The following is a 12,222-nucleotide window of genomic DNA, read 5'->3' on the forward strand; positions in this document are numbered from 1 at the left end:
TCACCGGTTCGGATTATGCCCGGCGGGCGGGTTTCTATCGTCTTGGGCCCATATCCGTTCGGTGTTAACCTGCCAGACAACAGCCCCGACAAGTCTTGCTGGAGCCCAGTCCTCGGCACCGGGCGGAAGGAAAGGAATGGGGGTTTGGAAGACGTTGACGGGGCTACGGCCGACGCGTCGGAAGAGCCCGACGACCGTCGTGGAGCGCTCCCCCGGAACCGTCCGTCGTCCTCACCACCGATCCGATGCAGGCGCCGCAGTGCTGACCGTGTCGAATCGGGTCGCTGAGAGCCCCGAGCCGAGGCAGGATCCGATCCGCGAACCCACGCACGAGATTGCCGTCGTCGTGCTCACCCAGGCCAACCGTCCCGACGAGCTCGAGCGGGCACTGGCCTCCGTCCGCGCGCAGCGCGATGTCGACGTCCAGCTCGTCCTGGTGATGAACGGAGCACCGGCGCCCGATCCCGACCCCGCCGACCGGCTGATCGTGCTGCCCGAGAACATCGGCATCCCCGCTGCGCGCAACGTCGGCGCCGAGGCGTCCGACGCCGGGCTGATCATGTTCCTGGACGACGACGCCGAGCTGCTCGACACGAACGTCCTGGCCACGGTGGTCCGGCGGTTCGCCGAGAAGCCGAAGCTGGGCGCCATGGCGATCCGGCTGACCGATGACAAGGGCCGGACCCAGCGACGGCACGTTCCCCGGCTCGGCGGCCGATCGGCGACCAGGTCCGGACCGGTCACCCACTTCATCGGTGCCGCCTGCGTTGTTCGCGCTGAGGTGTTCCACACCGTGGATGGCTTCGACCCGCGGTTCTTCTACGCGATGGAGGAGTCCGACCTGGCCTGGCGCCTGCTCGACGCCGGCTGGACCATCTGGTACTCGGCCGACCTCACCGCGTTCCACCCGTGGACGGCACCCTCGCGCCACCCCGGCTACGTGGTTCTGACGGCCCGGAATCGGCTCTGGATGGCATGGCGCTCGCTGCCGGTGCCGGTGATGCTCGGCTACCTCGCCACCTGGACCCTGGCCGCGATCGTCCGCGGCGCCCAGCCGCGCGAGGTGTTCGCCGGCTACCGCGAAGCCTGGGCCGCACGGCCGACCCGGCGGCCGATGCACTGGCGGACCGTGGGCCGGATGACGCTGCTCGGCCGGCCGCCGATCGTCTGAGCCCCGGCAGGTGCCCGGCCGCGCAGATCAGGTCCGCGAGGAGTGCGAGCCGCGGCCGAACCGCTCGGTCAGTTGCCGCCGGGTCCGCTTCTCCAGCCGGCGGATCTGATCGGTGCGTCGCTTGCCCAAGGACCCCTCCAGCCCGTCGCCGATCACCGAGCGAGCGCTGAGCACCGACAGCGGTAGCCGGCGGACGCGTTCCTTCACCTGCTCAGGGCTGAGCTTGCCCAGCCCGGCCGCGTCCGTCGGTTCGCCCGGAACCCGGTGCGCGACAAAGACGAACTTCCTGCCGACGAACAGTCGCTGGGCGCCGAACCCGGGATGCATGGACCGCACGGCCAACGCCGCCGTGGCGGCCACCTGACCGACTCCGAAGAGCCAGACGGTGTCCTCGTGCGCGACCCGCTTGCTGGCCTCGAACGCGGCCATCACGGTGGGGAGCTTCGTCCCGCCGATCCGGATCAGGTCGAACGGAACCCGGTCGCCATGGAAGAGCTCGACGTACTGGTCCAGGGCCAGCTCGTAGAAGTCGGTCGTCGATTCCGCATAGCTGCGCGGATCGAACGCGAACCGACGACTCACCGCGACCCTGACGATCGGCTCGCGTCCCGGCGGCACCGGTCCCGGCGGCACCGGTCCCGGCGGCCCGACCGCCAGATCCGGCCCGGCCGCGTCGACATCGAGCAGCGACCGCGGCTGATGGTGAGTGACGATCCGCTCCAGGATCGGGTCGTCGGGGTCTCGCATCGCGTCGGTGACTGCCGGGATGGGAACGCGGAGCAGGTCCAAGATCTCTGCCGAGTTCGGGCTGATCTTCGAGACCACCCGACCCTCGGCCCTCAGGACCAGTTCGTGCTCGAGCGTGTGGAACGTCTGGTCGATACGGCGAACGTCGCCGATGGTGCGCAGGTTGCGGTGCTCGGAGCCAAATCGTCGCAGGATATTGACCTTCTTGCCGGACACATCTTTCAGCAACATCAGCAGGTGGAAGGCCGAGCCCTCCTCACCGCCGACGGTGGTGGCTCGGCTCAGTTCGTCGAGCTGATCGCGCACGGTCAGCTTCTCCGGATGCACGATGCTCCAGCCGTCGGCCGCGAGCCGGCGCTCGGCGGGTGCTGCGTTCAGGTTCCGGACATCGGTGCCGATCTTGCTGCGGGAGAGCCAGAGCCGGCGCCCCCGGATCTGCGGCGGACCCTCGTAGCGGCCGAGGAACTGCGCGTGCTCGGGATGGAACGTGTCGTCATAGCGGTAGCCGATGTCGGGGATGTGCAGCGTCTGGAAGCGAGTGGGGTCGGCGACGATCCGGGTCGGGTTCTGGACACCGAGCAACGCCAGGATCTCTCGCTGCCACGGTTGGAGCTCATAGCCTTGCCAGTCGTGCGCGCCGGCCCAAACCAGCGGAAGGTCGGGGCGTGGGCCCGCGTACCAGGCGCGGGCCAGGCTCTCCAGCAGGAAGTGGCCGAAGTGGTAGTACAGCGTGCCGGCGTAGATCGCCTCCGGCTCGCGCGACTCCACCGGATCGGGATAGAGATCCCGTGGAACCGGCGCGCCCTGCTCCCCCGAGCGCCGTTCGAGCGCGCTGCCCTCGACGTAGCCGCCCTCGGCGTCGAAGACGCCCATCAGCAGCTTTCCGGGCCGCGAAGCGACCCGGATGGTGGGGTAGACCGCGCAGTTCTGGAGGATCCGCACGGACAGTGCGGCGGAGCCGGAGTCGGTTGTCGGCCGCTGCCCGCGGTCCATCAATGCGTCTACCGACCGATCGTCGACGGCGGCCTCCCCGTGTCTCCCCGGCCCTTCGACCGCACGATCGCTCGCTGGATCGTCAGTGGTGTCGGCCGTGACGCCCACCAGTCACCTCCTCGGCGATATCCGGTTACCGATCATAGGTTCGGGCGCCGACGGATCGGCGCTTCGCCGCAGCAAGTCGTCGCCCGGCCCAACACCTCAGCCAAACAGCGAGGACCTGCCCGGGACGTGACACAGTATCCCCTTAGCCACACGGAGGAGTGAACGATGGCGTTGCTCGAGCCGCTGCGTAAGGCGGCCGTCAGGACCATAAAACCCCACGTCAGCAACGACACCTGGCGCAGAATCAAGTCGCTCGACCCGCGGGGCCGCGGCGCGAACGGCGCCGCCGAGGCGCTTCCCCCGCTGTCGGAATGGGACATGGTCAGCCTCGCGCGACACTTCGGCACCGACAAGTGGGGCTCGCACCGGTATGCGCCGCACTACGAGCACCATTTCCTGCCGTTCAAGAACGACACCTTCAGCCTGCTGGAGATCGGTATCGGCGGTTATGCGCGGGAAAAGCAGGGCGGCGCGTCACTACGCATGTGGAAGGCGTTCTTCCCCAACGCGCAGATCATCGGCCTCGACATCGAGGACAAGTCGTTCGTCGTGGAAGACCGGATCAAGGCCTATCAGGGCAGCCAGGTCAACGTACCGCTGCTGCGCACGATCGTGGACGAGTCGGACAACCTGCAGATCATCATCGACGACGGCAGTCACCGCAGTGATCACATCCGGACCACGTTCGAAGCGCTGTTCCCGCTGCTTCCCCCCGGCGGCCTGTATGCGATCGAGGACACCCAGACCTCGTACTGGCCGCGCTTCGGCGGCAGCGAGGACATCGACGACCCGACCACCTCGATGGCTCTGGTCAAGCGTCTCGTCGACGGCCTGAACTACGAGGAATGGCGACAGTGGGACTACGAGCCGACGTACGCCGACGAGCATGTCGTCGCCGTGCACTGCTATCACAATCTCGTCATCCTGGAGAAGGGCGAGAACAACGAGGGCACGAACCGGAAGATCCCCCCGCCTCCTGACGTCGCCGCCTCCTGACCTCGTCGGCACGGGCACCGGTCAGGCGAGGCGCGGCCGGTGTCCGTCCCACTCGATCCGGCGCTTGGAGATGAACCAGGATCTCCCGTTGTCGTCATTGCCCTGAAAGAAGAGCCAGGTGGCGCCGTCGGTCGGATCGACGAAGACGGCCGGATGTCCGGATTCACTCGAGTTCCATTCGCCCCTGTGTCCATTGGCGAGAAAGGGACTGTCGCTCATCCGTTCCCAGCTCAGCCCGTCGCGGCTGAAGGCCACGCCGATCTGCTGCGGCTCGTTGTTGTAACCACCGGCGTAGAACATGACCAGGGTGTCGTCCCGGCGGCAGATCGTGGGCGCCTCGATGCATCCCCGCTCCCAGGGGAGCTCTGGTCTGAGAATGCTCTGCGAGCACCGTTGGCGCCAGTGCTCGGCGGAGAGATCGCTGCTCAGCGGAGCGCTGTGCACACCGAGCATCTGAATACGGTAATCGGGGTCGCGTGTAGCCCAGTAGCAGAACAATTCCTCGCCCACCACCTGGAGCTCGGCGTCGATGGCCCGGCCACAGGTCCAGGCACCGGTCGGCCGGATGATCGGGTTGCCGGTCGCCCGCTCGAACGTCACACCGTCGGTGCTGGTGGCGTGGCAGATCGCGTCGTCCGCCCCGTTCCCGTAGGTCTGGTAGAAGAGGTGGACACGATCGTCGAGGACGATCGCACCGCCCGCGCAAATGCCGCTCGCCTCCACCGCGCCGGCCGGCTCGACCTCCCCCATCGTGGTCCAGCTCGACAGATCTACACTCTCCGCGACCGCCTGGCCCCAGCGATCGTCACCAGGCTTGGGCGGCACGGAGAAATACATCAGGTAGCGATCGCCGAACCGGACGACGCTCGGGTCCTTGGCGAACGGCTTGCCCCGCGATCGGTCGGACCAGTGCATGAAGTCGGCCGGCGCCGGAACCGCCTGCAACACGGTTGCCCGGTCGAGCTCCTCCGTGACGGCAAAGCGACGCCCGGCGTACGATTCGGCCGACCACGACTGGACGATTTGTCGCTCGGGCGTCCGCCAGGTGTCGTCCAACAGGACCAGGGCGTCGGCGGCCAGGCGGTCGGCGAACACAGGCAGAGCCGGGTAGCGCGCCTGCGGTGACGTGTTGCCGAGGGGGCCGTCGACGAAGAGCAGATCGACGGCGGCGAGGTCCTCGGGCAACGCGGACAGGTCGAACCAGGGTTGCGTGGGGCGGTTGGGCAGGTTGCAGTCGACCAGTGGGGCAGTCAGCACGAGGGCACGGTGCGAGAGTCCGAGTTCGGCCAGCCTGCCGCGGGTCCGCTCGGCGTACTCGGCGCTGGACTCGAGTGACACGATCCGGCCGTCGGCACCTCGCTGCTCGAGGGCGAGCGCGAACCACACCGTCGAGCTACCAGACCCACATTCGATGATCGTGGACACCCGGCCCGAGTAGACCTGGTCGACGACCCACACCAAGGTCGAGCTCGTCATCGCCCAGCCGCCGAGCTCCGGCATCGGCCGCTCGTGGCGGACGAGCCGCTGATACACCCGACCGAGCTCGACCGTGGCACTCGGAGTTCGCTGGACGAGCGAGCTCAGGTCGTACATCGCTCGCTGCAGCTGTGCCGACTTCTCGCTCTGGGCAAGCAGCTTCGCCTGGTGGGCGTCCGCCCGCCGAGTCAGCCTGCCGTCCACAGAACCGAGGTGCTCGTCGACGGCGCCGATCGCGACCTTCATCGACCGGAGCTGGTCGCGGTGCCGGGTCGTGTCGGCTCCGATCCGCCCGAGCCGCGCGTTCAGCGCACGAGCCCAGAGCACCACCCAGCCGAACATCGCCCCCACCGCGACCGCCATCGCACTGACCGCGAAACTCGCTCGATCGAGCAGACCCAGGACGACGGCCGCGGCCGTCGCGAGGCCGACGACGTACAGAAGGACGCGGCGTTTCGTCACAGGCACTCCTCCGGCGGCACCGTGGCGACCCTAGTCCATCGCCCTGCGGGTCCGGGCCGGCACGGTCCGAACCGGCGCGACACCGGAGGATGCGCCCGTCACGGCACCAGCCCCGGGCGCGGCTTGGTCCACCGCTGCCGAGCTGCCGCGAGCCGGTGGTCGGACCGGTCGGACGAGGCATCAGTCCGACATCGATATTCCGGCGGGCGTCGTGCTTCGTCAGCGACGCCGGGCACAGAGCAGCAGGTTCTCCTTCTGCAGGACCGGATGCTGGCAGTCGAACTCTGCCGCGATGGTCTGCCTGACCGACGGAACTGCACTGCCGCGCTCGATCAGTTGGGGATTGAGGACGAGATACTTGGCATTGCGGTCGCGAACGCAGCCGAGATTCTCTTGAAAGCTCGCGAGACTCGGCGCGTTCGGCGCTCTCGTGCTGCGGGCCAGGAAGGTCGGCGTCGGGTATCGGCACGCCGTCGGGAGACCAATGAAGTAGGCGGCCTGTTGCCCGGCTGCGTAGACGACCTCTGCACCGCCGGCGGCCTCGTGGATCGCTCGACCCGTTCCGATGCCACGATCCCGCCCAGCTGCCTCCGATACGCGGGTCTCGCCGGCCGTGTAGGCCAACGCCGGGGTTCGGGGCCAGGCGGGAAAGCTCAGCAGCAGCGCGAGCGCGGCCGCCGTCAGCAGCCACTTCCACCACGACGCCTGCGGTCGGCTCGCATCTGCCGGATCGAGGGGCTGCCGGACGGCGAGCGCGATCGACAGTGCGATCACAGCGATCTCGCCGGCGACTGCCAGACCGACGTGATCCGCACGCCACTGGAGTGGTCGACGCGAGAGCCACCACGCCGTCGGCATCCACACCAAGCCGATCAGGGCGACGGACGGAAAAGTTCCGACCCGCCGGATCCACAGAGCACAGGCGAGAGCCACCACGGCACCCGCAAGCACGGAGAGTGCCGCGTAGTGGTGGAGGTAGTAGGCGTTCTGCACTGCCACACCCGCCATCACGACGGCCGCCGCGATCGGCGGGCCGGCCCACCAGATCCGGCGACGCGACAGCCTGTAGCCGAGGATCACCGCCGCCGGGAGGACCATCACGACGGGATTCAGAAACGGGAAATACCACAACGAACTGCCCAGTGCCGACCATTTGACGACCGCGGTGTCATTCAACTCCGGCATTTCCCGGAACCACTGATATTCGTGACGGTTCAGCAGGGTGAGCAGGAACAGACCGACGGTCGTCACCGCGGTCCAGCCGGCAACCACCGCCCCGCGCCGCCAGCTGACGACGACCAGTACGCCCAGTGCCACAACGACCGTGGTTGCGGTGGTGTACTTCTGCAGCGCCGCAAGAGCCAGCAACGTGCCGGCCACCACCAGCCAGGGCGAGCGCCATGCCGCGACTGAGGACTGCCGACCGAGCGCGGCCGCGATCGCAGCGACCGACAGGAGGACCGCCGTCCATTCCGGCTGGAGGACCGTGACCGTCGGCGCCCAGGCAAGGGCGGCGAAGGCCGCCAGTCCGACGTACGTCGCCGACGTGCGATCCAGCCAGTCGCGCAGCGACCGGGACAGCCAGGCTCCGCTGATCCCTGCGCAGACGATCGCGATACTGAGGGCGAGACGCTCGCGGAATTCCGTCGCCCCGAACGTCAGGTGGTCCAGCAACGACATCAGCGCTCGATGGGCCATCGGCCGGTGGATGAAGACCTCGGGCGCGCTCGATCCCGCTTGGCCGGCGGCGCGCAGCGCCCCGAAGGTGTAGCGGATGTCCATGTACAACGTCATCCAGTGCCACTGAAGCAGGATCGTGACACCGACCGCGGTGCACCAGAGCGCCACCGTGGGCGACGGGCGACGTCGTCCCAGATCTTCGATCGCGGTCCGAATCACCGAGGCTCCGACCGCCTTCACGGAGCGATCTCGACGATCACTCTCCGCCACCCGGCTCACCCCGGGCCAAGGCATCCGCACGCTCGACATCGCGCTCTTCACCGCGGGCGCTGGCACGACCGAGATCCGCCGCACCGCGTTCGACCATGTGCTGTCATATGTCGTCCCAATCCGCGGAAATCACGGGCATCAAATGCTCACGCCGGCCTGCTGACGGCATTCGGCAGATTCATTGCCGAGCAGAATATACAAACCCGAAGCTACGATCGTGTGACATCGCCGGGCGTGGCGCAGCAAAACACGATCCTCGGTCCTTCGAGCCCTTTGGTCGAGAGCTAGGGCAAGTCCGGCTCACGCCAGGATGCCTTGCTCAACGGTTCGGATCTCGTGCCGGTGACTCGGGCTGTCGAAACCGTCCTGGATCAGCTCGGGCGCCAGAGGCCGGAGCGTGGGATCGGCGTAGCGGGCCGTGCGCCTGCTGTGCGGCCCGCTGCGGCCCTGCTACGACGGTGGACGGGGCGGGGTGAAGACCCAGTGGCGGTAGAGGAGGAAGTTCCACAAGGTCGATGCTGCGACCACCGCAACCTTTGCCACCAGGTACCTGTCGCCCACGTGCCCTGCGGTTGTCACCACCGCGAGTGTGATCACATAGTTGAACACAACCAGCGCACCGTACCGCAATGCGTGCTGCGTCAACCCCCGCGAGCCCCAGGATGACATTGCGGTCCTGTTGAGCAGAAAGTTCACCACCACAGCGGTACAGAAGGCCACCGTGGTGGCAACGCCAAGCGGAACCCCGAAGGACTCATGGAGTAGGGCCAGCAGTCCTATGTCGACGACAACGGTGAGACCGCCGACGACCAGGTACCAGAACAGCTGGCGTTGCAGCCGCGGCCTCGGCATCGATGCCGACGGGCTGTCCGCGGCGCGGGAGGATGCTTCGAGGTCAGACATGTCCCTCTCCGTGGCGGTGGTTCCGGAAACCGACATGCATGACCTGGGTCACGATAGACGCACCTTATGGCTGGTGTCGGCCAGCCACAGCTGTGGGCGTCTCACGTCCTGACCGGCAGGTACAGGTCGAAACGTCCGAGGTCCATCTTTTGATAATGGTCCGCCGGCATCCGCAGGCGCGGGATCTGACCGTCTTGAAACACGTACGCGACCTCCGACGGGTCGGCGGCGTTGACGATGGCGTTCTCCTCGTCGAATCGGATGGGGAGGATCACCGCCGCCTGGAGGCGTCCCGCACCGAGGTAGTCGACCAGGTACGCGCCCCAGTAGTCGCCAGCGATGTAGTGGATCTGCCGGGTCTCCAACTCGCTGACTATCTGCTTGGCATCGGTGTTGGGGTCGATCCACTGCCAGCCGACCTGCTGATGCACCACGGGAACGCAGGTCAAGAGTGCCCACGCCGTTGGCAGGGTGACCACCAGCCACGGTGAGTTGCGGACGCGCTCAGGGATCAGCAGCAGCCACGCCCCCAACCCCATCAGCAGCTCCGGCAAAAACGGCAGGGCGTACCGCCCGTCGGCGATGTTGCTGAGCGGGGCGTACAGCGCGAGAACGGGGAACGCGAGAACCCCGGCTACCAGGATCGGCACGGCCTGTCGGCCGGTGCGGATCACCAGCAGCACCATCCCGACGATCGAACCGATGATCAGGACGGCCGCGCTCCCGACCGCCACCGCGCCGGGGCCGACCCAGTCCTCACCCAGCTCGGGGCGCAGACCGAAGGCCCGCGGGAGCAGCTCGGCGACGAACCTGGTCAGGCGCTCGGGGTAGGTGGCTGCCACCACCGGCGTGGCTGATGCCGGCCAACCGTTCTGCGCCATGAACACCAGCCACGGGCTGACTCCGAGCACTCCGCCGGCGGCGAGGGGCAGCCACCATCGGCGCAGCGCCCGCCGGCGGTACAGCGTCGGCGCGATCAACGCCAGCAGCGCGACCGTACCGAAGATCGGATGGCTCCAGGTCGCGAACCCTGCGGCGAACCCGGCGAGGCCGGCAGTCCGCGCCAGTCGATGTTCCGTACGCATCGCGTGGCACGCCAACGCCAGCGCGGCGATCAGCGCGATGTACCCGGTCGGGTAGCCCATGTAGGGACGCAGCGACAATTTCGTCAGCGCGCCGGAGGTGGTCCACCCGATCAGCGCCAGTGCCGAGGCCGGTACCCGACCGAAAATCGGCCGCGCCAACCGGTAGAGCGCATAGCCGGCCACCACGGACAGCGCAATCGGCACGATCCGCAGCGGCCACACCCCGCTCCACAGCGCCAGGAGCGGCGCAATCAGGTAGGTCTCGGTCGTCGAGCCGTACTCGTTCCCGGCCACGATGAGGCGGAACCTTCCACGGAGTACCTCGTACGCCTGCAGGCCGGTGACGCCCTCGTCGGCGTTCAACGGGACCAGTGAGGTGTGCATCAGCCAAACCCTGATCAGCACCCCGATCGCGACCGCCGGAAGGCACGCGAGCAGCAGCGTACGGGTCGACACCCCGGCTCGGCGGTCCGATTTGGGGTCGGTGTCCACCGGCATCCACTCGTCCTTCGGGTAATGTGCGACGGCATCAGGCTATCCGCACAGGGCGCCCCGGCCTGCAGAACCAACAGTCGAGCGACCCGACGAGATTGTTGAGGAGTGGCCTAGTGGCAGACCGTGCGTCAGCCCCGGCTTCACCCCCGCCCGCGGACGGTGACGTTTCCGCGTACTTCCGTACCCGGCTCGCCCCGAACCGCCATCGCGCCGCCATCTGGCAACACCTGTGTGCTTACCTGCAGCGCTGGATCCCCGCGGACTCCGACGTGTTGGAACTCGGCGCCGGGTGGTGCGACTTCGCGAACACCATTGCGGCGCGGCGCGTGGTGGCGATGGATCTCGACACCACTGTGCGGCGCGCCGCGGCCGAGCACGTCGAGGCCGAGGTGGGTGACTGCACCGACCTGTCGCGCTTCGACTCGGGCTCCTTCGACGTGGTGTTCGCGTCCAATCTGCTCGAACACCTGGAGCGGCCGGCGACCACGCGACTGCTGGCCGAGTCGGCCCGGGTACTGCGGGAGGGCGGAACCCTCATTCTGCTGCAACCGAATTTTCGGCTGAACCCTGGCGGCTACTTCGACGACTACACGCATGTGGCGATCTACACCGATCGCTCGCTGGCCGATTACCTGCGTTCAGAGGATTGGCGGATCCTCCAGGTGTTTCCGCGCTTCCTTCCACTGACGATGAACAGCAAAGGCTCAGCCTTGACCTTCTTGGTGCCCTGGTATCTGCGGTCTCCGATCAAGCCGCTTGCCGGCCAGATGCTGCTGATCGCCACGCCGGAGTCCAGCCATGTGGAACGGTAAGACGTTGTCGGTGGTGCTGCCGACCTACAACGAGAAGGACAGCATCGCCGAGACGATCAGAGCCTTCGACCAGCTCGGCATCGTCGACGACATCTTGGTGGTCAACAACAACGCCACGGAGGGGACCTCAGACGAGGTCGCCATGACCACGGCCCGCGAGGTGCTGGAACCACGGCAGGGCTACGGCGCAGCGATCCGTCGCGGGCTAGCCGAAGTCGACACGGACCTGATCTGCATCTGCGAACCCGACGGCACCTTCAACCCGAGGGACCTGGCGAAGTTGTTGCCCTTCACCGAAGATTGCGATCTCGTGCTGGGGTCACGCACGGTGTCGACCTTCATCTGGGACGGCGCCAACATGGGCCGGTTTCTGCAGTGGGGCAACTGGGGAGTCGCCAAGACCATCGAGGCACTGTTCAACACCTCCTACCTCAGTGATGTCGGCTGCACATTTCGCGTCGTCTCCAAGGATCTGGTCCCTGGCTTGCTGCGGGACTCCCGCGTTCACGGTTCCGCATTCGGGCTCGAGATGTTGATGCTTGCCTTGATAGCCCGGGACACCGTCGTACAGGTTCCGGTGAACTACCACCCACGGATCGGCACGTCGGCAGTCACCGGAGACACTCGCACCGCAATTCGCCTCGGCTTTCAGATGCTGGGGATAGTGCTTTCGATGCGGATCCGACCGCCGCGCCGCCGACGTCGAGCAACGGCCCGGCGCGGTCAGCACGAAGCAATGCGGCAACCAGGGCTGTGGAATCCGCCGGAGCCATCGGATCAAAGCGCGATTGGTCGCAAGCACGAGGATGCCGACAGCGCACCCCGATGAAGATAGCTACGAGCCGCGGCTTTTCGCTGCCCCCCGGCCGCCACAACCAGACCATCCCGAGCCGGAAACCGCTGCTGACCAGGGAAAATGGGTGGGCCTAAGTGGACTTGAACCACTGACCTCTGCCTTATCAGGGCAGCGCTCTAACCGACTGAGCTATAGGCCCGCTGGTGCGCCTCGCCGCCTGCGCTGGGC

Annotated in this window: 10 protein-coding genes and 1 tRNA gene; 5 read left to right on the forward strand and 6 right to left on the reverse strand. The window is 67.3% G+C overall.

Annotated features, from left to right (window positions below):
- Positions 1–259 precede the first annotated feature (259 nt).
- Positions 260–1,171, forward strand: a complete 912-nt coding sequence (locus tag ABD747_RS12750) for a glycosyltransferase family 2 protein (protein ID WP_344805044.1) — start codon at positions 260–262, stop codon at positions 1,169–1,171.
- Between the two features lie 27 nt (positions 1,172–1,198).
- Here the strand turns inward: ABD747_RS12750 and ABD747_RS12755 are convergent, their stop codons facing one another.
- Positions 1,199–2,911, reverse strand: a complete 1,713-nt coding sequence (locus ABD747_RS12755; protein ID WP_344805046.1) for a glycosyltransferase 61 family protein — start codon at positions 2,909–2,911, stop codon at positions 1,199–1,201.
- A gap of 273 nt (positions 2,912–3,184) precedes the next feature.
- Here ABD747_RS12755 and ABD747_RS12760 point away from each other — a divergent pair, with 273 nt between their 5' ends.
- A complete protein-coding gene (locus tag ABD747_RS12760) occupies positions 3,185–4,015 on the forward strand; it encodes a hypothetical protein (RefSeq protein ID WP_344805048.1) in 831 nt (276 codons plus the stop codon).
- A 21-nt stretch (positions 4,016–4,036) separates the two neighbouring features.
- Here the strand turns inward: ABD747_RS12760 and ABD747_RS12765 are convergent, their stop codons facing one another.
- Together ABD747_RS12765 and ABD747_RS12770 are read right to left on the reverse strand one after the other, a co-directional pair.
- Positions 4,037–5,953, reverse strand: coding sequence for a family 43 glycosylhydrolase (locus ABD747_RS12765; RefSeq protein ID WP_344805050.1), 1,917 nt, complete (start codon positions 5,951–5,953; stop codon positions 4,037–4,039).
- Between the two features lie 219 nt (positions 5,954–6,172).
- Positions 6,173–7,747, reverse strand: a complete 1,575-nt coding sequence (locus ABD747_RS12770; RefSeq protein WP_344805052.1) for a hypothetical protein — start codon at positions 7,745–7,747, stop codon at positions 6,173–6,175.
- A gap of 22 nt (positions 7,748–7,769) precedes the next feature.
- Between ABD747_RS12770 and ABD747_RS12775 the strand changes: the two genes are divergently transcribed.
- A complete protein-coding gene (locus ABD747_RS12775) occupies positions 7,770–8,066 on the forward strand; it encodes a hypothetical protein (RefSeq protein WP_344805054.1) in 297 nt (98 codons plus the stop codon).
- 287 nt (positions 8,067–8,353) lie between these two features.
- Here ABD747_RS12775 and ABD747_RS12780 read toward each other — a convergent pair whose 3' ends face one another.
- Both ABD747_RS12780 and ABD747_RS12785 read right to left on the reverse strand, forming a co-directional pair.
- Entirely contained in the window at positions 8,354–8,806 is a 453-nt protein-coding gene (locus tag ABD747_RS12780) for a GtrA family protein (protein ID WP_344805056.1), read from the reverse strand.
- A gap of 101 nt (positions 8,807–8,907) precedes the next feature.
- Positions 8,908–10,389, reverse strand: a complete 1,482-nt coding sequence (locus tag ABD747_RS12785; protein ID WP_344805058.1) for a hypothetical protein — start codon at positions 10,387–10,389, stop codon at positions 8,908–8,910.
- 110 nt (positions 10,390–10,499) lie between these two features.
- Between ABD747_RS12785 and ABD747_RS12790 the strand changes: the two genes are divergently transcribed.
- Complete coding sequence (locus ABD747_RS12790) at positions 10,500–11,198, forward strand: class I SAM-dependent methyltransferase (protein WP_344805060.1); 699 nt, start codon at positions 10,500–10,502, stop codon at positions 11,196–11,198.
- Positions 11,199–11,208: 10 nt separating this feature from the next.
- The gene (locus tag ABD747_RS12795) at positions 11,209–12,027 is read left to right on the forward strand and encodes a glycosyltransferase family 2 protein (RefSeq protein WP_344805062.1); all 819 of its coding nucleotides are present in this window, start codon (positions 11,209–11,211) and stop codon (positions 12,025–12,027) included.
- 92 nt (positions 12,028–12,119) lie between these two features.
- Here the strand turns inward: ABD747_RS12795 and ABD747_RS12800 are convergent.
- Positions 12,120–12,193: transfer RNA gene (locus ABD747_RS12800), tRNA-Ile, on the reverse strand.
- Positions 12,194–12,222: the final 29 nt, after the last annotated feature.

It is taken from the genome of Microlunatus ginsengisoli (assembly GCF_039537205.1).
GTDB lineage: Bacteria > Actinomycetota > Actinomycetes > Propionibacteriales > Propionibacteriaceae > Microlunatus > Microlunatus ginsengisoli.